Raw genomic sequence first — 23318 nt, forward strand, 5'->3', positions numbered from 1 at the left:
ATCAACTTTTCTTAGAAGATGATTTTCTGGTACAAGGTCTTCTAATGAATACATTTCAAATTGACTGCGAATGATATTAATATCTTCAGACTTACTTCTCTTAATCAAGTAAAACACCACCGTTCAATGATATACCTATATTTTATCAAAAAAAGACTGTAAACTTCATCTCCGAAGGAGACTTTGTCTACAGTCTGAGATGCTGAGACATTTGTCTCAGCATCTTTCTTTTCGTTGATTATATTAATCCAATCCATTTCCAATAAGTTGCGCTGAAGAGCAGGATAAGTAAATAGCCAATAACCGTTAAAGGTATACCCGACTTCAAGAAATCTTTTACAGTGAAAGTGCCTGTACCATATGCAAGCATGTTTTGTGGCGCTGACACCGGAAGCAAGAATCCAAAGCTAATCACAAATTGTTGTATTAATACGAATCCAACTGCATTATCCTTTAATCCTAAAGTACTTGTAAGTGCAATAAACACTGGTATAAGTGCACTTGATAAGCTTGTTGCGCTCGCGAATCCTAAATGAATCAGAATATTAAATATCGTAATTAAAGCAATTGTAGCAAGTAACGGCAAATGCTCTAACCCCATCAATCCAAAGGTCTTATCACTTAGCCACTGCGCCCCAGTCGTCTGCAGCAATAAATTCCCTAAAGATATCCCAATCGCAAACACTATAATTGTTCCCCATGGAATCAATTTTTCTACATCGCTCCACGAGAAGATGCCAATCTTCGGAGTGAGCATAATAGCTAACGCAATTAAAGTAATCGATGAAGAATCAATTGGATGAAACTTACCTTCAGTTGCCCAGAATAAGAGCAATGCTACTGAGATTGCAATTAATCGCCATTCTTTCGGCGTTACGGGTCCAAGTTCTGCTAGCTGTGCCTTTATAAGTTCCTTTCCACCTTCAATTTCTTTCGTTTCAGGTTTAATCAAATTAATCATGACAAAGTATAAGACAATCGACATAACAATGGACCACGGTGCCGCGTACATAAACCATTGACCCCAAGAGATATCTTCGTTGAAGGTTTTATTGATAAAGCCCATTGCAACCATATTTTGAGCGGCTCCAGTCTTAATACCGATATTCCATATCGACACAGCTTGGACAGCGGTAATCACAAGCAATGCTGCCAGACGGGATTCTTTCTTAGCGCCAAACGCTGTAACCATACCAAGCAGTATCGGTACGACAGCGCCTGCACGTGCAGTTGCTGAAGGAACGAAAAATGCAAGAATGATTGAAACAATGATAGAACCTGCGACAACTGCATTCGTTTTATTCCCTACTACCGAGAGTACTAAAAGCGCGAGACGTTTATGCAAGTTTGTTACTTGCATAGCTGTCGCTAAGAACAGCGCAGCTGCAACGAGTGCTACTGCCGAACTTGAAAATCCACTAAAGGCAATCTTTAATGCATTCTGTGTACCGAACAAGGCATCTTCAGTTAACGGTTTACCTGCAGCCATTGGATTTCCCATCGATGGCCCAAGTTTCTCGATCGGGCTGAACCCAATAAGTGTTATGATTAAAGCAACAATCATCGTACTGGAAACAGGATAACTTACCGCTTCAGTAACCCACATAATTACGGCAAATGCAAGAATCGCAAGTGCTATCTTACCCATCACTGGTAAAGAAGCAGGTGTCGGTAGCAATACGATCGCAATCAATACAAGAAAGCTCAAAATAATCCAAATTGGTTTGAGATTCTTCTTTTGTTTTACGTTTTCCATAGACACACCCCCTATTTTATTCACTTCTATTTTAACAATTTGTGAAGTATTGAACAATAGATATTTAGTCTACTTATAAATTTAAGTTTTTGAGTGCATCGGCAAAAGGATTATTGATCGGCTCTTCTTTCTTCATATATTTATTGATTTCTTTTTTCGATACCTTTCCTGTCTTCTTCGAATTGAAGCGTTTGTCCATCTGTTCCTGCGTTTCTCTAAATCCACATACACAACTGTACATTGCTTTTGGCCCTTTACCATGTAGCGTCAGCTTTTTCTTACATTCTGGGCAACGCGCATTTGTTTTACGCTGAACATTCTTCTTCGTACCGCACGTCGGATCTTGACATACAAGCATCTTGCCGTTACGCGTTTTTTTCTCTAACATAAACTTACCGCAAGTCGGGCATTCTGTACTCGTTAAGTTATCATGTTTAAATTTCTCGTCACTCGACTTAATTTCATCAATGATTTCTTTTGTGAAATCTATCATCTCACGCATAAATTGCTTTCTTCCATACTTGTTTTTTTCAATGCGTGTTAGTTTATGTTCCCAGTCTGCTGTAAGTTCTGGTGACTTGAGTGCATCAGGTGCAAGTTCTAATAACTGACGTCCTTTGTTCGTCACTTTAATATTGCCGTTATTGTTTTCTATCGCATTTAAGTTATAAAGCTTTTCAATAATATCTGCTCGTGTAGCCACTGTTCCAATACCACCTGCAGACTTTAATGTCGTCGTACTCTCCTTATCAATATTAAAGATAGACGCCGGGTTCTCCATCGCTTTAAGCAACGTCCCCTCATTTAAATAAGCTGGGGGTTGTGTTTCACCGGTCGTCTTCTTCAGGCTGACAGAACCTAACACTTCTCCTTTATGATATACCTTATGACGCTCAATGGATGACTGTTCATACAATGCTTTAAATCCTGCTTTCACAGTCGTCTCAGTCTTAAGTGTAAATACTTCTTTTCCAATCTGTACAGTAATTGTTTCTTCATTATATATATGGGGCTCCATTAAATTGCTTAGGAAACGTTCTGCAATAAGTAAATATATATTCTTTTCTCTTGCTCCAAGTGCTTCTAAGTTCGCTCTAATCTCAGTCGGAACAATGGCATGGTGATCTGATACTTTCGCATTGCTAATAAAGTGACTACCACCTTTAATGTGTGTCTTTAGTAATTTCACAACTTGATCTTTATATGGTGTAGCACCAAGGGATGCGACACGTTCCTTAAGTGAGCTTTCCATATCTGTCGTTAAGTAATTTGAATCTGTTCTTGGATATGTTACATATTTATGGGTCTCGTATAGACTTTGCATCGCGTTCAATGTTTCTTTCGCTGAATATTTGAAACGCTTATAAGCATCCTGCTGCAAACTTGTTAAATCATAGAGTTTTCCAGGGTAGCGTTTCTTTTCTTTAGAGACCACATCTTGAACAACAGCTTGCTTTCCTTGTATGTCTTTTAATAGTCCATCTACTTTTGATTCATCAAATATCTGACTCCCGCTTTGCCACTTGAACTTATCACTCCCACTTACAAGCTCAACACTATAATATGTTTTCGGTTGAAATTTCTGCACTGCATCTTGTCTAATCTTGACCATCTGTAGCGTCGGCGTCTGCACACGACCTGTAGAAAGTTGTGCATCATATTTCGTTGTTAGTGCTCTTGTTGCATTAATCCCAACAATCCAATCCGCCTCGCTTCGTGCCATAGCTGCTTCATATAATCCTTGATACGCCTGTGCTGGTTTCAAATGTTTAAAGCCGTCCAGTATTGCTTTGTCTGTAACCGAGGATATCCAGAGACGTTTCATCGGTTTATTCTCTTTACATTTCTCGATAATAAGGCGTGCTACAAGTTCTCCTTCACGTCCTGCGTCAGTTGCAATAATAATCTCATTTACATCTTGACGTTCAATCTGTGATTTCACTGTATTAAATTGTTTACGGGTCTTACCAATGACGACCGTCTTCATACGTTCGGGTATAATAGGCAGCATATTTAGATCCCACTGTTTATACTTTGCATCATATTGCTCGGGATCAGCATTTGTAACTAAATGTCCTAATGCCCAAGTGACGATATATTTGTCGTTTTCCATATATCCATTCTTCTTTTGATTACACTTAAGTACACGTGCAATATCACGTGCGACTGAAGGTTTCTCTGCTAACACTACTGATTTCATAATATCCGTCCTCTATTCTTTAATAATCTTTATTATAACAGAATATATTTCATATGATTAAATTGAGATTTTAGGTACTATCTTGTATGCTTTACTTAAGGAGGATGCGTATGAAATCATCACATTTCCCAGACAATATTCATGCACTTGAAGAAGCAGGAAAGTATATATTCACATGTAACGCTAAACCAGTATAATAGAAGAATACATGAAGGATTGTCATAACACTTTGAGGAGTGATCGTTTGAAAATCACACAAATGGAAGATATACATAAAACAGCAAAGTTCTTATATGATCTCAATCAGCATAATGACCATCACGTCGGATATATACGTGTGACATTACAAAGTATAGAAGAACAACTTCATCACATAAAAAAAGAAGATATGCTGCTCATTATAGATAACGAGGAAATCATAGCTGCATTTGGTGTAGAGCCTATTAACGATAAAGAGGCGCACATTCTCGGCCCTATTACGAAACAGACAGATAAAATAACATTGAATATGATAAAAACTATGTGGCAAGATCTGCTTATAACACATCCGGAACTGAAAGTATATTACTTCAGCCTTCATGAAGATCATCGTTTTGGCCAGTCTGTTATGAAGAATTTACGAACACAATATCTTGGAACGACATATACGATGACAACACATGAAAATAAAACGACATCTCTCGTACCTCAAGTTATTAAATATAAGTCTGTATATAAAAAGAGCTTCACAGAAATTATGAAAGATATGTATATAGACTATAAACCGAGGCGTGATAAAATATTGAATTCTATTGGTAGTAGTCATGAACTGTACCTCTACTTGAATGAAGGTATTGCTAAAGGCTTCATCTGGATGCAGATCAACGATGACGATAGCTGTGACATCCAATTCGTCTATACACATTTACAATACCGTCATAAAGGTATTGGCCACGACCTTGTATCTTTCGCTGTAGACCATGCCTTTAAAAAACATCACGCAACGAGTGTACAACTTTCCGTGAAGAGTAAACGGGAAAAAGATATAGCATTCTACGAGAAACTTGGATTCAAAAAAATAAATGAAATGAATCATTTTAAATATACTATAGAATAATTAAAGACCCTTAAATAATGTTCAGCCATTATTTAAGGGTCTCCTTGTGTATATCTACAAATCAAGTTTCAAAAGTACACGTTTTCAGAAACATCAGTAGGGTAATTAATAATAAAAGGATAAAGGAGAATTTATGGATATATTAATTGCTTTGTTACCAGCATTACTATGGGGAAGTGTCGTCTTAATTAATGTTAAAGTAGGCGGGACCCCTTATGAACAAATTATGGGGACTGTCATCGGTGCCTTTATCATCGGCTCGATTACTTATATCATGGTTCAGCCAGAACTAAATATAAAAATTCTATTAGTCGGCATGGTTTCTGGTGCATTCTGGGCGCTTGGTCAAGGAAATCAGCTTAAAAGTGTTGATCTTATCGGGGTTTCTAAGACCATGCCAATTTCAACAGGCTTACAACTCGTTGGTACAACATTGATTTCAGTCATATTCTTCAACGAATGGAAGACCATGACTTCAATTATTCTCGGAGTTGTAGCATTAATACTTTTAATTATCGGGGTCATGTTAACCTCACTAAAAGGTAAAGAAAGTGACCAGACGAAAGGAAATCTTAAAAAAGCAGTCCCTATATTATTAATCTCTACTTTAGGGTATGTAACTTATGTCGTTATCGGTCAGTTCTTCGGTGTCGAAGGTTGGAGCGCACTATTCCCTCAATCAATCGGTATGGTCATCGGTGGATTGCTGCTTACTCTAAAACATCATCCGAAGAAAAAAGCAATTGCTAAGAACATGTTCCCTGGTATGCTATGGGCTTTAGGTAATATGGCAATGTTCTATTCTCAGCCTAAAGTGGGTGTAGCAACAAGCTTTTCATTCTCACAGATGCTTGTCGTAGTTTCGACACTCGGTGGAATCTTCCTGTTAGGAGAAAAGAAAACAAAGAAGCAATATATCGGAATAGCCACAGGAATTATATTAATTATCATCGCAGCATTCCTATTAGGATATGCAAAACAATAAAGGAGCGATATTTATGTATACAGATTTAAAAGATAAAGTTGTCGTTATTACTGGTGCTTCAAGCGGCATTGGTAAAGCGATGGCAGAACAGTTTGGTGCAGAAGGCTGTAAAGTCGTAGTGAATTATAATTCAAGCGAAAGCGAAGCATTAGAAATTGCCAAAACAATTAAAAAGTCTGGTGGAGATGCGATTACAATTCAAGCGGATGTTTCTAAAGAAAACGAAGTCACTGCACTTATATCAGAAGCAGTAAGACACTTTGGTACGATAGATATTATGGTTAATAATGCTGGATTTGAAAAGGCGACGCCTTCTCTTGAAATGTCAGCAGAAGATTTTAATCATGTCATGAATATTAACTTAACCGGTGCGTTTGTCGGCAGCCGAGAAGCCGCTAAACATTTCACCCAAACAAAGAAAAAAGGTGTCATCATTAATATGTCAAGTGTGCACGATGTTATTCCTTGGCCAAATTATGTTAATTATGCTGCAAGTAAAGGCGGATTAAAGCTTATGATGGAAACGTTAAGCATGGAATTTGCACCGCATGGGATAAGAGTAAACAATATCTCTCCAGGAGCTATTGTTACAGAACATACGAAAGAAAAATTTTCAGATCCCGCTACACGCGAAGAAACCGAAAGAATGATACCTATGGGCTTTATTGGGGAACCTGAACACGTTGCCAACGCGGCACTCTTTTTAGCAAGCACGCAGGCAGCCTATATTACGGGGACAACGCTCTACGTAGACGGCGGAATGACAAAATACCCTTCATTTATGGGAGGAAAGGGATAAAGCGGCTGATATGCCACTTTATCCTTTTTTATATATTTTTATAAGATTACCTTTTGAAAAATATATAAAATAATAATAGAAATAACAATTGTAATATTAGAGATCATCGCTATGAGCGGTAATGTTTTATACTTAAATTGTATTGCATACGGGATGATTGCCACTCCTATAGGAAGTAGCCATCCAATAAGCAATGTTGTTCTGAACATTTCATTAAATGGTAACGTATAATAACATATCAACCCTGCAATAAGTCCAAATCCATAATGGAAACATAAATATTTAATTGCTAATGGTAAATAATATGTATCCACCTTAAAGTTTAAATATACGCCGAGCAATATCATGGATAAAGGCATGTTCGCCTGTGAAATTATTTTAAAGAATTCAATGATTTCACCTGGTATATGTATATCTAGTAAGTTTATCGCGAGCATGATGATATATGTCATAAGTGGTACTGTCTTCATTAAGCTCATGAGTAAATATCGGATGTCAAACGTGTCTCCACCTTCACTGAAATAATTTCCTACAAAATACGTAATACCAAACATACCGATGGAACCACCGATATCAAACATCCCAAAATATAATAATCCCTCTGCACCGAACATCTCACCAACTAGAGGATAGGCGAACAAGCCGATATTAAATGCCGCAGCCATCATTCCTACAGAACCTCTAATCTGATTATTGTACTTGAGAAATAGAATGATAACAATCAGTTTAGCGATAACAACATAGATTACCATAATTACAGGCAAGAGCATTAAAGAAGGTTCAATCTTAACGCTGTTTAATGTTACGATGACCAATGAGGGCAATGTTAAATTGAAGATAAGTTTAGCAATAACACCGCCTTCTGCTTCTTTTATATAGTTTAGGCGCTTCATTAAATATCCAGTTAATATTAAAGCGATAATCATTATAAATGTCTGTGTCACAAATCACCCTTCTTTCTGTATTGATGTACATATCTATTCCAGTACTTCTTCCGGAACAAACCCAACAATACCATTTTTCTTAATCAATACGTATCCTTTATAATGATGAATCACACTGACGAATGCTCCAGCTTCTACTGCGTGGAAATAATCCGTATAATCATCTTTTAATCGTTGTGCTTCGAAATCGATGAATTCAGTTTTCACCATACAACCATCGTGTTCACCACGCTCACAATACGTAAAGTATTCATCCCTTTCAAAAGAAGTAATAGCGTAATCAGGATAGGTAAAGCTATGCGGTATTTGAACCCCTGGATCAAAAGACTGGATAACCATACTCTGCTCATAATCATCCACAAACGTTGTGTGCAATGTCCCATCTGCTTCGATGATGAGTCCGTTCAGCTGACCACTCGTCTTGACCTGATTTCCCCCATCGATGGCAATTGTATTGTGATTCGGATGTATTTTAATATTATGGTGGTATACCCCTTGTTCAACAAAGTTACAAGCAGGGAAATGACCCACTATTACAGTCTTTTCAAGTTGATGCGGTTGATTATAGAAAAACGGCATATTCAGCGCATCGCGTTCTGTCGTCTCCATATAATCTTCATCGACTCCTGCATGCACAAATATATAATCTTCAGTTTCTATCATTAACGGCAAATCTTTCATCACATTATGAAGATGCTCAAATTTCGTTCTAAGCTCTTTCGCCAGTTCACCTTGTGATGTATAATCATCCAATGTCTTTCCAAGTTGCTTAAGCATTTCATGAACAATCGTATAGCGATACGCCATATAGTCATATAGAAATGCTTCTTCTAGTTCGTCGAATATTTTATCGCAATTACCTAATGTCACATATACATTGCCCTGCGCCATCAGACGTTCTACATATGTAATCATTTGTATACTGTCAGGTCCCTTATCGATAATATCCCCATTAATTATAAGAATATCTTCGTGTGAAAAATCCACATTCTTCAATAATTGTTCTAATAAATCTGGTCTTCCATGTACATCACTCGTGACAATCGTACGTTTATTTCTTATATTTAATTTTAGATAATTGTCTTTAATCCTCATGTGTAATCGGTCTCACTTTCGCATGAATAAGATTGACTAATGATTGAAGCGGTACTTGCATCTGTATTCCTCGTTGTCCTGCACTCACAATAATCTCTTCAAACTGCTCTGCACTACTATCAATAACTGTCGGAAACAGCTTCTTCATCCCCACAGGTGAACACCCACCACGAATATAACCCGTTAATTTCTCAAGATTATTCACAGGCAAGAGCTCAAGTTTCTTCTCTCCGACAACTTTACTCATTGATTTAAGGTCTAACGTTGCTACAACAGGAATAACTGCAACATAATAATTTAATTTCCCGCGCAATACTAATGTTTTAAATACTTGAGCATAAGGTTTTTCAATTTTATTTGCGACTGTAACACCGTCTAACTCATCCGTCACTTCATATGTATATGTTTCATACGGAATCTTCTTTTGGTCAAGTTTTCTTAACGCATTTGTTTTAATTTTCTTCGTCATTTCTATGTCTCCAATCTCTGTTTCTTTATTATAGTATCATTTTAATGTATATTTCATATATAGAATAAGCAAAAAGGAGGATATTATGGTTCTTAACCAGCAACTATTAGAGCTAAAAGAAGAATACATGCGCATTCAAAACGATTTAGAGAAAGTAGAGTCTACTGGTCAGTCTTCTCCACGACTGGAAGAGAAACTTATTGAAATCGAACAACAAATTGCACAAATAAGGGCACAACTGTAAGTGCTCTTTTTTATTATAAAAATATAGGATTTAAGCTTAACTTTCGCTACAATAGTACTATAGCTTTAAGGAGGAAATTCAATGAAACAACAATTCAAATTGCTGATGATGATTCAGTTCTTTATATACTTTGGATTCAGTATTGTAATACCTGTAATACCCGCTCTTGTACATAGTTTAAATTTAAATGCATTTCATATGGGGTTACTGCTTGCCTCTTATTCTATCGTTTCATTTATTGTAGCGCCAATGTGGGGATATCTATCCGATAAATACGGTCGTAAGAAAATATTAATCATCGGGCTTATCGGTTTTACTTTAAGCTTCGTATTATTCGGATTATTTATCGATAACTTACCTATGCTTTATACCTCCCGAATTCTTGGCGGCTTGTTCTCTGGTGCATGCTTCTCTACTACGACAAGCATGGTCAGTGATATGACTACACATGAAGAACGCAATAAGTATATGGGTCTCATGGGGATGATGATTGGACTTGGGTTTATATTTGGTCCAGCAGTTGGAGGACTGCTCTCTGGCATCAGCTACCAGATTCCGTATTTCGTAACTGCTGCAATATTAACCGTTATTGCTTTGTTCTGTCTCTTCACGATTCAGGAAACATTACAGCATTCGACTGATTCAGAACAGGCTACTGTGAACCCTAAATTGCTAACTCCAGCAGTCTATATGCTGTTATTATCAACATTTATCGTGACATTTACGATGAGTGGGATGGAGAGCTCGTTCCAACTCTTTGAAATAGAGAAGATTAATATTACTGCAACACAAATGGGAATGCTCTTTATGATTGGCGGGCTTGTTAATGCTGGATTACAAGGTAGGTACTTACGTAAAGTGAAACACGGTCAAGAAAAACCAGTGATTATAACAGGACAATTGATTACAATTGTTGCATTTATCATGCTGCCTTTTTCCATGAATTTATTTTATGCCGGACTCTGTCTTGTGCTCCTTATGTCTGGTAATGCCCTTGTAAGAACATTACTGACGAGTCAATTGACGAAAGAAACTTCGAGTAATAAAATGGGAAAACTTACTTCTATCAGTTACAGTATGGATAGTTTAGGTCGTATTCTTGGTCCTTTGTTATTTACCGCACTGCTTTCCAGACATCTAGAAATGCCATTTTATTTCGGTGCACTCACTTCCGTATTTGGTTTAATCCTACTATTTATTTATTATAAGAAAGGAAGAGTCGTATGATTATATTAATTATTTTACTTATGATAATGTATCTGATCATAAGTTATACAAGCATTTATATGATTAACATGCGTCTGCTGGATTTTTTAAGAATCATACTTGGTGCTGTGTTCGTTGTCTTCATCTTCATTGCATTGATGCATCTTGGAACGATAAAGTTCTGGATTACATTACTTGCACTTTGTTTATTTTTAAATATAGAGATTTCTAACTATAAATTTAAGTTTAATGACAAAAAAGCAAAGCTCATTCTCGATCTCTTCTCTATCATAACGGCGCTAATGATTATCGCACTTTGTGCGCTATACTTATAAAATAAGAACTTACAAAGTAATGCTTTGTAAGTTCTTATTTTATATATAACTTCTTTGTATTTTTTAAGCGCTCGAGCAGTTCATTGATCAACACATCATCAATAGCAAGGGAGATTCTAATGTAATTCTTACCACGTGACCCAAAAGGAATCCCTGGAGTTACTAAAATTGATTCTTGCTTCAATAAATAGTCTGTATATGATTCCCCCTCAAAACCGTCCGGCACTTTTATCCATAAAAATATACCACCATTCATAGGCTCAAACGGAATTTCATATTGCTTTAAATATGCTGTCACTTTATCGCGTCGTGCTTTAAATATATTGTTTTGACTTTCTAGATATGGCTCTCCCAGCTCAAGCGCTGCTATCGCCGCATCTTGTACAACGCCCCACATACCAACTTGAGTATGATCCTGAAAATAGTTCAGAGCACTCACAATCTCTTTATTCCCTACAGCAAACCCGACACGTACACCCGACATATTAAACCCTTTAGATAACGAATATATTTCTACAGCGACTTCTTTCCCATGAGGTGAAGCAAGAATGCTTGGATTCTTACCATTAAATCCAAAAGCTGCATAGGCAAAGTCATGGACAATCTTTGTTTCGGTATCTTTAAAACGCATAATTGTATCATCAAAAAATGCTTGGGTCGCTACTGCTCCAGTTGGATTAGATGGATAGTTAAGATAAATCAGCTTTGTATTATTAAGCTGCGCTTTATCTATATTATCAAAGTCAGGTAAGTAATAATCTTCAGGGTGTAATGGTAAGTCATAATGTAAGCCTCTGGCAAGCTTAACACCAGCAAGGTAATCGGTATATCCCGGATTAGGGAGTAACACTCCCTCGCCAGGTTCAATGACACATGCAGGGATATGAACAAGACCATTTTTTGTACCATAAAGAATACAAACTTCATCATCCTCCAGTGAAACATCATAGATATCTTTATAAAACTTCTGGATCCCTTTCTTCAATGTCTCCTTGCCACGGAATACACCATATCTATGGTTATCAGGGTCAACAATGGCATCTTGTAATGCGTTTAACACCTTACGATCCACTGGTTGGTCAGGGATACCGACTGCTGTATTAATCAATGGTTTATCCCCGACTTCAAGCTTCCTGCCCATCGTCTTACCAAAATAACTTTCAGGTATTGAATTTAATAATTTAGAACTCACAGACATTCGCTCCTTTAAAAATAGAAAAGCGTCATTGCTTCAGTAGCAATGACGCCGATATGGCACTTATCTACCAAGCATATGCTTGCTGGATTTAGCACAGTACTTAAAGTCTGTTGCTGAAGTATCATAGGGCCAGTTCCCTCCACTTCTCTGGATAAGAAATATTTAATTGGTGATATCACTATAGTATAGTTCAAATCATACGTCAACAGTATTCAGAATATTTTATCTATTATCTTTAATATGGATACGTGTTGAAGCATCATGAGTTGGTATAAATGGATCAATATTTTTTTCGTCTTTCGTAAATCTCTGCTTTAAATTCATTAATATTTCATACACGACAGGGACAACGATTAATGTTAATAATGTTGATGAAGTCAATCCACCGATTACTGTTACAGCAAGTGCCTTAGAAATAAGCACAGAGCCGTCTCCTCCAAACAATAATGGTAATAATGCACCTACTGTCGCTAGGGCTGTCATCAGGATTGGTCGTACACGAGTCGTCGCTGCTTCTAGCAATGCATCACGTGTTGTTAATCCTTCTGCTTCTTTATTGATAACGCGGTCAATCAGCACAATCGCATTCGTAACAACAATACCAATGAGCATAAGCATACCAATCATCGATGGTACAGAAAGCGTCTCTCCAAACGCGAGAAGCCCTAATATTACCCCGATAATCGTAAACGGTAACGAGAATAAAATGGCGAGCGGTGCAAGTCCGCCTTTAAATGTCAGTACAAGTATCAGGTAAACGATTCCGATAGCGGCAAGCATCGCAAATCCGAGTTGAGAGAAGCTCTCGCCGATATCTTCACTCGTACCTCCGATATGTACATCAACATTTGAAGGGTGTTTTAATGCGTTCACTTTCTTTGCCACGTCCTGTGTAGCCTGGCTGACATCTTTTCCTTTAATCTTCCCTTCTACTGACGCAGATATATTACCGTCTTCTCGTTTAATCGTATCTGAAGTTTTTCCTTCTTCAATCGTTACGACATCGCTCAACTTAACCTCTTTACCGAGTGGTGAAGTAATCTTTGTATTCTCTAATTTATCTTTTGTCCATTTTGTTTCTTTTTCTTTTGTCAGAACAACATCTGTCGACTTGCCATTATCACCTATTTTAGTGACAACTTTATTATCACTACGTTGATTCAATGCCATTGCAATCTGACCTGCAGTAAGTCCTCGTTCAGATAACTTGTTATGATCCACCTTCAATGTATATGCATCATAACTATCGGTTAATGATGAACTTACATTTGTAACCGTCTTAACATCCTTCATTTCTTTCTCAAGCTGCTCTATAACTGGTCTTATTTCATTCATCGATGGGCCGTTAACAGTCACAGTCACAGTATTCGTCGAACCACCCGTTGCAAAATCCTGGTTCTTCCAAGTTCCTTCATGTTTGAAAGAAGCGATTTTGTTCAATACACGTTCCGCTTCACTTTCCCACTTGGGTGTATCTTTCTTATATTCAACCATCATTGCCATATCATTAGTGGCAACCGGGTTAAATGGATTTTCTCCTCCAACTGAGTACTGAATGTTTACTACATCGTTATTCTCAGCTAAAGTCTTCTGAACTTGCTCACCTTTTTTTACAACCTCTTCTTCAGTTTCACCAGGTTTAGGCTTGTAAGTTAATGCAAGAAACTTATCTTCCCCTGTTGAAATGAATGACGTCCCTAGAAACGGCGTTAAGAACAAGCTACCAAGGAGAAGGCCGATACTTAATAGTGAGACGATAAGCTTGTGTTTTAAAGACCACTCTAATACGTTATGATAGAAACTTGCAATACGTCCTACCTTTGCTTCATCATCATGATGCCATTTAATACCATTCTTAAAGAATGTATGTCCAAGCATCGGTACAATCGTAATTGCAATTAATAATGAGGCCAACAATGCAAATACGACTGTATAAGCAAAAGGTCTAAAGATTTCACCGATAGAACCTGACACCAGTCCAAGTGGTAAGAATACTGCAATTGTGACCATCGTTGAACTCATAATCGGTATAAACATCTCTTTAGTCGCGCTGCTAATTAACTCAGAGCCACGCAATTTCTCTTTAGGGTCAGACATACGTCGGAATATATTTTCGATAACGACGATAGAGTCATCAATAACACGTCCAATTGCAACCGTCATCGCTCCAAGCGTCATAATATTAAGTGAAATATCCATCTGTTTAAGGATTAACATTGCCATTAATATAGACATCGGAATGGATACGACAGCAATCATCGTTGAACGGATATTTCTAAGGAACACGAGTATCATGATCACTGCAAACAATGCTCCAATAATGGCTTTTTCTGCCATTGTTTTTACAGAGTCTTCAATCGGTTTAGCCTGATCCATCATCAGTACGGCATTAATATCTTTATTATTCTTCTTAAATTCCTTTACTTTATCTTTTACATCGTTTGCTAACGCTACAGTATTCGCATCATCTGACTTAATGACTTGAATACTTAGTGAATCTTTACCATTTGTCTTAGAAATAGATTCACGACTCTCTACATTTTTAATCGTAGCAATATCAGAAAGCTTTACTGTCGGTACTTTACCGGCCTGCATCATCTTCGCAAGCGCTGCCTGTGCTTCAGGTGAGGCTTTAGCAGTATTAGCTTGATTATCTCCGCCTGATAATGGGATCTTTAAATCTTTAAGAGCATCCACACTAGTAAATTGACCATTTACGATGATACTTTTTAAATCGTTACCAAAAGTATATAATCCAAGCGGCGCATCGGTTGTAGCACCTTTAATGAATTGAAGTACAGACTCTTCTGTTAAATTATTTTTCTTTAACTTCTTATCATCAAATTGTAGCTCAACTTGTTCGACTTCTTGTCCAGAAAACGTTACATTTGTAACACCTTCTACACCTTCAATTTCTGGAACTAAATCTTCTTTAATACGCTTTGTCAGATCTTTAATATCTGCCTTATCGCTTGAAAGTGAATAGCTAATGATCGGAAAAGTGTACATTGACATTTGTGAAATCTGTTTCTCTTGTGCACCTTCTGGAAGATCAACTTTATCAATTTGTTTCTCTAATTCAGATTGTGCTTTGTCCATATCTGTTCCAAACTTATATTGAACAGTGACTGCAGATGCATTCTCTAACGATTGACTCGTTACTTTATCTACACTCGATAAATTTTTAACCTTCTTCTCTATTGGATCTGTAACACCATTTAACACATCTTCAGGTGTAGCACCTGGGTAAGGTGTTGTAATAGAAATTACAGGTGTCGACATACTCGGCAGCATTTCCATCTTCATCTTCATCGCACTATATACGCCGGCACTTAGGATAATGAGTGTCATTAACCACACTGCAAGTTTATTATGCAAAGAAAAATCAATAATTTTCTTTATCAAAGGGTTTCCTCCATTTATACGAATTTTATGTGTTTATTGTAGCTTTATTATTTAAATTTTACCAATATCCTTATCTTGCTTGTGTATAATATTGATATATCACATGTGTACCTGTCGTTTCTTTTAGTTCATCGGAAAGGCTACTATATAACTTACAGCTTAATTCGAGACCCGGAAGTTCAATGCCCATCTTCTTTGTTTCTTCAAGCGCGATACTCATATCTTTCAGGAAGTGATGCGTATAAAATCCAGGCGCGTAGTCTTCTTTTAAAATTCTAGGCGCTAAGTGAGATAATGACCAGCTTCCTGCCGCTCCTTTACTGATTGTTTCTAGTACTTTTTCAACATCTAATCCTGCTCTATGCGCATAGTACAGACTTTCAGCCATACCGATCATATTTGTAGCGATAGCAATTTGATTCGCCATCTTAGTATGTTGACCACTTCCTGCATCACCAAAATATGTTACTGCACTACTAAATTTATCGATTAAGGGTTTTACTCTATCAAATATCGCTTCATCTCCACCCACCATTACACTCAAAGTTCCGTTCTTGGCACCGATATCTCCACCACTTACAGGTGCGTCTAACACATATATTCCTTTCTTATTTGCTTCTTGATTGATCTTTTGGGCAAGTTCAGGACTACTCGTTGTACAGTCAATAAATATTTGACCTTGTTTACCATTATTAATCAATCCATCTGGTGCGAGATAGATAGTTTCTACATCAGCTGGATAGCCAAGCATAGTAAAAATAATATCGGATTGTGCTGCAACTTCAGCAGGTGTATCGCACCATATATGACCTTGTTCGATTAGTGACCTTGCTTTTTCTTTCGTTCGGTTATAAATATATAGTTTATCACCTATATGCTCAGCCATATTTTTGCCCATTACGCCTGTTCCAATAAAACCAATTTTCATTTTGAAAACCTCTCTTGTCATATTATATTGATAATTTACAGTTATATATTACAATTATAGGGAAAGGAGTGAAAAGAATGCAAAAAGTAATTATGTTTTTACTTATCATTATGCAAACTGTGTTTATAAGCAGCTACTTTGTTCATAGCGGTATCGTATTTTTAACAACATATTTCTGGATGGTTTTTTGTATCATTACGTTTTTCTCAGGCATACAGTATCACTTTACAACCGATAAGAACTTGATGAACAACTTTACCTATAGAATTCTTTCTATCCTTTTAACAGCATTTAGTTTATTCAACTTCTTTTTTATTCTATATATCACCTTTATTGATCCATATCTTTATATGGAAACGAAGATGAGTGTCTTTAAATTTTTCAGTGAATAAAAAAGAGTGGTGTTTTCTTGTCATCACTCTCTTCTTTTCTGTATTGCGCGTAGTTACTTCTGTTACAGCATTTCAATTCGGCCTCAAAACACTGCTATCTTCTCTTATTAATTTTCTTTGTTAATGCTTTTACTTTTGGCTTCGCAACTTCAATTAATGTATAAACAGGTTTATTAAGTATGTAGTCAAATTCGCCGATTTTTTCACTCAATTGTGTACCCCAGCTCTTCTTAAACTGCCATAAACCATAGTGTTCAGAATCCTTGTCGGGATTGTTATCTGTCCCACCAAAATCATAGGATACTGCACCTTTACTACGGGCATATTTCATCATTTCGATCTGCATTTTGTGATTTGGTAGATAGCTACGATAATCATTACTAGATGCACCGTATAGGTAATAGGCTTTCTTACCGCAAAATGTCAGAATTGCACCTGACAAATATTTACCATCCGGGTGTGTTTCTTTAAGTTCTTCCATTTCTTTAATTTGCTTTTGTATCTTCTCAATGATAATATCTATGTCTTTTAATTGGTTTTCAGTTTTCTTCGTCTGTTTTTTTGATAAAACTTTCTCTTTTTCATCACGACTGCTCTTTAATGTTGTATTTAAATTCTGTAATACAGTATCTGGAACTAATTTAGTAAGAAAAAGTACTGCATCTCCTGCTGGATTAAGCGCATCGTATATCGTTTCGAAGTAAGAGATATCTCTGACCAGGAAGCCGTCACGTTCTCCAGTTTCTTTCATAAGCTGCGCAAAAATCTTAAGATCTTCACGTGTTCCAATTTCACACTGTACGCCTTTTTTCAGGCTTTGCTTTACCGTAGAACGATTACGTTTTTCAAATGACTGTATAAGTGCATCTTCATCCATATCAATATTCGTAATCATCGTCATACGCGGTTGTATGTAATCCGGATGAAGCCCATCTTTAAATCCTTTATGAACAAAACCTAATGTATTCATAAATTCAACTAATCCTGGGACCGTATCTACTTCAACATCCGGGTCAATCTTAATAGAGTAACTTTTCTCACGACGCGCAACTTCAATTGCCGCGTCAACAAGTGCTGTCACGACTTCTTTATCATGGTAGTCACATACAAAACCTCGCGATACGTAGCACATCGTATATGGTGTCTTCGGTACTCTCTTAAATAATAACTGTCCCACTCCAGCGATTTCGTCATCCCTTCCTACAGCGATACGTCTGCTATACCATCCTGTCAATCGTTTTGTATCTGCCCATGTTGACAGCTGCAGCATATCACCATTTACATGTGTTTTTACAAAGTTATCGTGTACTTCATTGGATATATTCTTTCTCGTCACTGTCATTTTATTCTTTCCTTTCGTTTTACAACAAATATTTAATTATTATTGTTATACTTTTGTTATTAAAGTAAAGAGGTGACCCATGTTTAAAAATTTACTGCTTATTATCTTAATCATTATTAATAGTATACTCGTTTCATTATTCCAGCAGGATTCTATCGATATGTTAAGCTTGCATATTATTGCAGCAAGTTTCACCACAATCATCTCACTCCTCTATTTGATTACAAGAGTATCTAAATCAACAATGTATATAGCATTGATTTCGCTGATTGTTGCTGCATATCATATTTACCTTATCGTTATGACAATTTATAATAACGTTTATGCTAATTAAATTGATAAATTGCATTTCTAAAGTGATGTACTGCGGGTGCATCACTTTTTATTTTTAATCTTCTAATTGTATCAGTATTGCCAGGAATTAAGTAGATTGAAGGACAACCCAATTTTTCTAGTTTAAAATAGCTATTGATCACACCACTTGTGACTTCGTAACCTAACCATTCTACATATATCTCTGCCATATCATTAAAATCTGTCGTTTCAATATCGATTCCTTCAATCTTGAGATTTCCCTGGAAATATGGAGATAGTGACTGCATGCGTTCGTCATCTGACGTTCCCCACTGTATAAAGAATGGTAATTCATAATTTCTCTCTTCATCAATATAGAGTAACTGCCAAGCAATAACTTCGCCTTCTGGTGTCACCCGTTGCATACGAGACGGACCAATCGTCTTTACACCTATTTGTTCAAAATGTTGCTTCAATGCATTGATATCCTCAGTTCTAAAACACAAGCGTTTAAATCCTTCCGTATACTCTGTTCGTTCAAGTGATGCTGCAAAACTTAAACGTTCTTCTGTACTTTGTGCTGCTTTATGAACAAGCGTACGATCATATGCGTCTATAAATTCGATATATGATAAATCAATATAAGATAATTTATTGTATGTCCCTAACTGCTCATGCTTTCCACCGTTAATCACCTTTAAAAAATCAATATCAGCATTATTTAGATAATGTACATGATGAATAATATGATCAAACTTTAATTCCACTATCCTCACCTCTTAATACTATTTTAAGTTAAATATTATAAAAACTAAAGCAATCATCTAATCATTTTATAAATAAAAACCAGTCATTGTATTATACAATAACTGGTTTTGTTAAACTATTTATCATCTACAACGATATACGTCGCTTTAATAGGTCCGTGAACACCAACAACAAGTTTCATTTCGATATCTGCTGAATTTGATGGTCCCGTTATTAAATTAATGCATGTAGGGAAGTTCTCTTGATCTTCCATCATGGCATTCATCTGTTGTGCAGCCTGTGTAAACCTTGGCACTATTGTAGATTTAGGGACAATGGCTATATATGTTGCAGGAAGTAAACTTACACTACGTCCTTTACCTTTATCCGCATATAATACAACCGTTCCACTCTCTGCAAGTGTTGCATCACTGAAAGTAATCCCAACATTTGCGCGCTCTGCGACTTGTAAGTTCTCAGCACCTTTTGCTTCATCCCAGATAAAAGCATCATGCGCTTCTAAATCGATTCCAAAATCAGCGAAACGTTTGTCGTTCCAGGCAATAACTTCACCATTGCCATACTTCTCAATGACTTGACTCAAGGTTTCATTAATATTATCTGTCGTCGTTTCAACGAGGTCTGTATGAATAAAGTTACATTGCTGTCTTAAAACTTCTAATAGTTCGTCTTGCGTAAGACCTGTAAGTGTCTTATCTTGAGGTCGATATTGCCATTCAGGACGTTCTACATGCTGTGGCATTTCACGCTGTAAATTTTTAGAGATGTTACTTAAGAATGATCCTTTATTGTGAATTGTGCCTCTTTCCATTATTTCGCACCTCTTTTCAATCTATTTTGCATCCAGTCGCGGAAGTTTTCATCATCCGGCATTGGGAAATCCCGAGAATTTGTCCATGCTTGTAAAGGCTTAGGACCTTTAGTAATCATACCTTTATCTTTGTTTTCAAACGGTGACATTAATGCTGGCGCTGCTTTAGTACCGTATTTAAATAAAGTTGAATGACTAGCTCCTTGTGCAAAACCTTTCATGACAAGACGTTCTGCAACTGGTGACATATGTTCTTCCTCAACAATAACACGTCTATGTTCAAGTAATAAGTCATGTAACGGAATCTTAACCGGACAAGCTTCAGTACAAGCACCACATAATGTAGAAGCATATGGCAATTCTTTGTAAGTATCATATCCACCAAGTAATGGTGATAATACCGCACCAATTGGTCCTGGATAAATCGAACCATATGAATGGCCACCTGTTTGACGATAAACAGGACAAACGTTGACACAAGCAGCACAACGAATACATTGTAGAATAGACTGGAATTGCGTTCCTAAAATTTTAGAGCGTCCATTATCAACAATAATTAAATGGAATTCTTCCGGACCATCAATCTCATCTTCCGCACGTGGTCCTGTTAAAGTTGTCACATAACTTGTTAGTTTTTGCCCTACAGCCGAACGCGTAAGCATTGACACTAATACTTCTAGTTCTTCATGTGTAGGAACTAAACGTTCCATACCCATAACTGTAATCTGAGTTTTAGGTAATGTTGTTACCATACGTGCGTTACCTTCATTTGTAACTAAGCTGAATGAACCACTTTCTGCAACACCAAAGTTACACCCGGTAATCCCGACATCTGCAGAAAGAAACTCTTCACGTAGCTTTTGACGCGCAAATAACGCAAGTTCTTCCGGTTGACTCGATTTATCATATCCAAGTTTTTCTTTGAAGACCTTTTCGATTTGCTCTTTATTAAGATGAAGTGCAGGTACAACGATGTGTGAAGGTGGATTATGATCATCAACTTGAAGAATGTATTCTCCTAAGTCTGTCTCGATGACTTCACATCCTACCGCTTCCATCGCTTCGTTCAGACCAATTTCTTCAGTTACCATTGATTTTGATTTTGCTACTTTTTTAGCATTTTTGTCACGTAATACTTTTTGCACATATTGATTGGCCTCTTCTGCTGTTTCAGCGAAGAATACATGTCCACCTTTTGCAGCGACATTCTCAGAAAGCATATTTAAGTAGTAGTCAAGGTTCGCAAGCGTATGCTGACGAATCTCTTCAGAATGGTCTCTCCACTCTTCCCAGTTTCCAAGATCTTCTTGAGTTTTAAGTTTGCGTTCTCTTAATCTATCTTGTGCACTACTCACAGCACCACGCATGAAGTCATCTTTAAGTTCCGTCTTAACTGCCTGCTTAAACGTTTCATTACCTATTCTCATACTCATCGTGTAGTCACCGCCTCAACTTGGTTATTTAAGATTTCAATGATATGTACAGCTTTCACATCAACACCACGACGTCTTAATCTACCATCAATATTCATCAAACAACTGCAGTCTCCGCCAACTAAATAGTCTGCACCACTTTCAACGATGCAATCTACTTTTTCATCTACCATTTCACCTGAAACATCGCTCATTTTAACAGCAAATGTCCCACCGAAACCACAACAACTGTAGTATTTAGGTAATTCAACAACTTCTAGTCCTTCTACTTCGTTCAGAAGTTTAGCAGGTGCAGTCACATTACCTAACAGACGTGTCATATGGCAAGATGGATGAATTGTAGCTACACCATCAAGCTTTGCTCCTACATTTGTAATACCTAACACTTCTACAATGAACTGCGTAACTTCATACGTTTTATCTGCAAGTTCTTGTGCACGTGCTTGCCACTTTGCATCGTTTTTGAATAGATCCGGATAATGTTTAAACATCGTTACACATGATCCTGAAGGTGCAACGACAACCTCTGATTGCTCGAAAGCTTTAATCATATTCTTCGCAGCTTTCTTCGTTTCCTCGTGATACCCTGAGTTATAAGCAGGTTGCCCACAACATACTTGTGCTGCCGGAAAATCTACTTCACATCCTAGTTTCTCTAACAATTCCACTGTTGCAATACCCACACGTTTTTCGAATACATCTACTAAACACGTACTGAATAAGCTTACTTTCATAGTTATACCCCCCAATTTTTTTCAGTGTGCCCACAGCTGAAAATTAAACAGTCATCATATGACTCGGTGACCAATAGTTCTATTCTATTGCAACGTTTTTCTAAAAGCAAGTGACAAAATTATATTTTATAATGCTCTATTAATACTTCTTCCACGTCTTTCAGGTGTTTAAGCATTTTTTTCTCAGAAAGTTTCATATTTCTATTTTTTATAGCCAGAAAAATTTCGGTATGTTCATTAAAAAGTTTTTCAATAGATTTCTCTTCATTAAATAACCAAATTTGTCTTGTTTCTTTCATCACTGTCTTAATTTTATCTGATACTTCTATTAACATATGTTTTAACAATTTGTTATTAGAAGCTTCCGCAATAGAAAGATGAAAGTTTAAATCACTTTCCTCACCTATTTCCTTGTCATACATTGCCTGTTCCATTTGTTTTAATGCATAGTGTATCGCTTCCAATTGTTGTTCAGATCTATGCATCGCAGCTGCTCTGACAGATCCGACTTCAAGCACTTTACGCACTTCAAGGAGATCCTTGATATCTTCCTTATCATATAGTGCCATTTCAGGTGTAAATGCAGAGCTTTCAATCGCTTTAACAAATGTCCCCTCGCCATGCTTTATTTCCAGCAGACCAATCACACGTAATGCATTTAGCGCTTCACGAATAGAGGCCTGTCCCACACCGTATTCTTTAAATAAAGCTTGAATTGAGGGCAATTTGTCTCCCCTACTGTATTCTCCGTTCTTTATCTTCTCAGTAATTATTTCAGCAATCTCTTCATATAGTTTCTTTCGTTCTAATTTCACCATGTATATATCCCTCGCTAATTTAATATCTTAATTATACCAAACTATAGAATATAAAAATAACAGGTA

The 23318-nt window shown here is 36.8% G+C and carries 22 protein-coding genes and 1 riboswitch; of the genes, 8 read left to right on the top strand and 14 right to left on the bottom strand.

Translation table 11 applies throughout. From position 1 onward, the window contains the following. Positions 1 to 238: 238 nt before the first annotated feature. On the bottom strand, positions 239 to 1756 hold the full coding sequence (locus tag CD152_RS09400) for an SLC13 family permease (RefSeq protein WP_103214689.1): 1518 nt from the start codon (positions 1754 to 1756) through the stop codon (positions 239 to 241). A gap of 73 nt (positions 1757 to 1829) precedes the next feature. Continuing rightward, positions 1830 to 3956, bottom strand: a complete 2127-nt coding sequence (locus CD152_RS09405; RefSeq protein ID WP_103214690.1) for a DNA topoisomerase III — start codon at positions 3954 to 3956, stop codon at positions 1830 to 1832. A 244-nt stretch (positions 3957 to 4200) separates the two neighbouring features. On the opposite strand from CD152_RS09405, the gene CD152_RS09410 reads away from it, so the two are divergent. From CD152_RS09410 to CD152_RS09420, 3 genes are all read left to right on the top strand, one after another. Next, complete coding sequence (locus CD152_RS09410; protein ID WP_157820921.1) at positions 4201 to 5052, top strand: GNAT family N-acetyltransferase; 852 nt, start codon at positions 4201 to 4203, stop codon at positions 5050 to 5052. A 133-nt stretch (positions 5053 to 5185) separates the two neighbouring features. Next, a complete protein-coding gene (locus CD152_RS09415; protein ID WP_101140696.1) occupies positions 5186 to 6037 on the top strand; it encodes a GRP family sugar transporter in 852 nt (283 codons plus the stop codon). A 13-nt stretch (positions 6038 to 6050) separates the two neighbouring features. After that, positions 6051 to 6836 (top strand): glucose 1-dehydrogenase, encoded by a 786-nt coding sequence (locus CD152_RS09420; protein WP_101140697.1) that lies wholly within the window; start codon positions 6051 to 6053, stop codon positions 6834 to 6836. Between the two features lie 38 nt (positions 6837 to 6874). Here the strand turns inward: CD152_RS09420 and CD152_RS09425 are convergent, their stop codons facing one another. Genes CD152_RS09425 through ybaK form a run of 3 tightly spaced genes read right to left on the bottom strand, consistent with a single transcriptional unit; the run spans position 6875 to position 9344 of the window. Continuing rightward, a complete protein-coding gene (locus tag CD152_RS09425) occupies positions 6875 to 7780 on the bottom strand; it encodes an AEC family transporter (RefSeq protein WP_101140698.1) in 906 nt (301 codons plus the stop codon). A 33-nt stretch (positions 7781 to 7813) separates the two neighbouring features. Next, complete coding sequence (locus tag CD152_RS09430; protein ID WP_101143176.1) at positions 7814 to 8875, bottom strand: metallophosphoesterase; 1062 nt, start codon at positions 8873 to 8875, stop codon at positions 7814 to 7816. Further along, positions 8865 to 9344 (bottom strand): Cys-tRNA(Pro) deacylase, encoded by a 480-nt coding sequence (ybaK, locus tag CD152_RS09435; RefSeq protein ID WP_012656094.1) that lies wholly within the window; start codon positions 9342 to 9344, stop codon positions 8865 to 8867. The genes CD152_RS09430 and ybaK overlap by 11 nt, the downstream gene beginning before the upstream one ends. Before the next feature lie 85 nt (positions 9345 to 9429). Between ybaK and CD152_RS11945 the strand changes: the two genes are divergently transcribed. The 3 genes from CD152_RS11945 to CD152_RS09445 all read left to right on the top strand — a co-directional run bounded on the left by CD152_RS11945 (position 9430) and on the right by CD152_RS09445 (position 11129). Continuing rightward, positions 9430 to 9588 carry an SE1832 family protein gene (locus CD152_RS11945; RefSeq protein ID WP_169926190.1) on the top strand — a complete coding sequence of 53 codons (159 nt, stop codon included), beginning with the start codon at positions 9430 to 9432 and terminating at the stop codon, positions 9586 to 9588. Positions 9589 to 9669: 81 nt separating this feature from the next. Continuing rightward, positions 9670 to 10815, top strand: a complete 1146-nt coding sequence (locus CD152_RS09440) for an MFS transporter (protein WP_103214691.1) — start codon at positions 9670 to 9672, stop codon at positions 10813 to 10815. Then, positions 10812 to 11129 carry a hypothetical protein gene (locus tag CD152_RS09445; RefSeq protein WP_101140701.1) on the top strand — a complete coding sequence of 106 codons (318 nt, stop codon included), beginning with the start codon at positions 10812 to 10814 and terminating at the stop codon, positions 11127 to 11129. The genes CD152_RS09440 and CD152_RS09445 overlap by 4 nt, the downstream gene beginning before the upstream one ends. A gap of 34 nt (positions 11130 to 11163) precedes the next feature. Here CD152_RS09445 and CD152_RS09450 read toward each other — a convergent pair whose 3' ends face one another. The 3 genes from CD152_RS09450 to CD152_RS09460 form a co-directional block, all read right to left on the bottom strand. Next, positions 11164 to 12327: an aminotransferase class I/II-fold pyridoxal phosphate-dependent enzyme gene (locus CD152_RS09450; RefSeq protein ID WP_101140702.1), complete on the bottom strand. Its 1164-nt coding sequence runs from the start codon at positions 12325 to 12327 to the stop codon at positions 11164 to 11166. Between the two features lie 57 nt (positions 12328 to 12384). After that, positions 12385 to 12485: riboswitch (SAM riboswitch) on the bottom strand. A 64-nt stretch (positions 12486 to 12549) separates the two neighbouring features. Continuing rightward, positions 12550 to 15732: an efflux RND transporter permease subunit gene (locus CD152_RS09455; protein ID WP_103214692.1), complete on the bottom strand. Its 3183-nt coding sequence runs from the start codon at positions 15730 to 15732 to the stop codon at positions 12550 to 12552. A gap of 70 nt (positions 15733 to 15802) precedes the next feature. After that, positions 15803 to 16681, bottom strand: a complete 879-nt coding sequence (locus CD152_RS09460; RefSeq protein ID WP_050742416.1) for an NAD(P)-dependent oxidoreductase — start codon at positions 16679 to 16681, stop codon at positions 15803 to 15805. Positions 16682 to 16737: 56 nt separating this feature from the next. On the opposite strand from CD152_RS09460, the gene CD152_RS09465 reads away from it, so the two are divergent. Beyond that, positions 16738 to 17052: a hypothetical protein gene (locus CD152_RS09465; RefSeq protein WP_012656088.1), complete on the top strand. Its 315-nt coding sequence runs from the start codon at positions 16738 to 16740 to the stop codon at positions 17050 to 17052. Between the two features lie 94 nt (positions 17053 to 17146). On the opposite strand, the gene CD152_RS09470 is transcribed toward CD152_RS09465, so the two are convergent. Continuing rightward, positions 17147 to 18388, bottom strand: a complete 1242-nt coding sequence (locus CD152_RS09470) for a lipid II:glycine glycyltransferase FemX (RefSeq protein ID WP_165980527.1) — start codon at positions 18386 to 18388, stop codon at positions 17147 to 17149. 85 nt (positions 18389 to 18473) lie between these two features. Here CD152_RS09470 and CD152_RS09475 point away from each other — a divergent pair, with 85 nt between their 5' ends. Beyond that, a complete protein-coding gene (locus CD152_RS09475; RefSeq protein WP_041635768.1) occupies positions 18474 to 18728 on the top strand; it encodes a hypothetical protein in 255 nt (84 codons plus the stop codon). Here CD152_RS09475 and CD152_RS09480 read toward each other — a convergent pair. The 5 genes from CD152_RS09480 to CD152_RS09500 form a co-directional block, all read right to left on the bottom strand. Continuing rightward, positions 18721 to 19455 carry a VOC family protein gene (locus CD152_RS09480; protein WP_169926191.1) on the bottom strand — a complete coding sequence of 245 codons (735 nt, stop codon included), beginning with the start codon at positions 19453 to 19455 and terminating at the stop codon, positions 18721 to 18723. The two genes, CD152_RS09475 and CD152_RS09480, sit on opposite strands and share 8 nt — an antisense overlap. A gap of 116 nt (positions 19456 to 19571) precedes the next feature. Beyond that, entirely contained in the window at positions 19572 to 20267 is a 696-nt protein-coding gene (locus tag CD152_RS09485; protein WP_086037919.1) for a LutC/YkgG family protein, read from the bottom strand. Further along, positions 20267 to 21700: a LutB/LldF family L-lactate oxidation iron-sulfur protein gene (locus CD152_RS09490; protein ID WP_101143178.1), complete on the bottom strand. Its 1434-nt coding sequence runs from the start codon at positions 21698 to 21700 to the stop codon at positions 20267 to 20269. Before CD152_RS09490 ends, CD152_RS09485 begins: the two co-directional genes overlap by 1 nt. Beyond that, positions 21697 to 22434: a (Fe-S)-binding protein gene (locus CD152_RS09495; RefSeq protein WP_103214694.1), complete on the bottom strand. Its 738-nt coding sequence runs from the start codon at positions 22432 to 22434 to the stop codon at positions 21697 to 21699. The genes CD152_RS09490 and CD152_RS09495 overlap by 4 nt, the downstream gene beginning before the upstream one ends. Positions 22435 to 22553: 119 nt before the next feature. Continuing rightward, positions 22554 to 23252 carry a FadR/GntR family transcriptional regulator gene (locus tag CD152_RS09500; protein ID WP_103214695.1) on the bottom strand — a complete coding sequence of 233 codons (699 nt, stop codon included), beginning with the start codon at positions 23250 to 23252 and terminating at the stop codon, positions 22554 to 22556. Between the last annotated feature and the right edge of the window lie 66 nt (positions 23253 to 23318).

Origin of the sequence: Macrococcoides caseolyticum (assembly GCF_002902665.1) — a bacterium.
Taxonomy (GTDB): Bacteria; Bacillota; Bacilli; order Staphylococcales; family Staphylococcaceae; genus Macrococcoides; species Macrococcoides caseolyticum.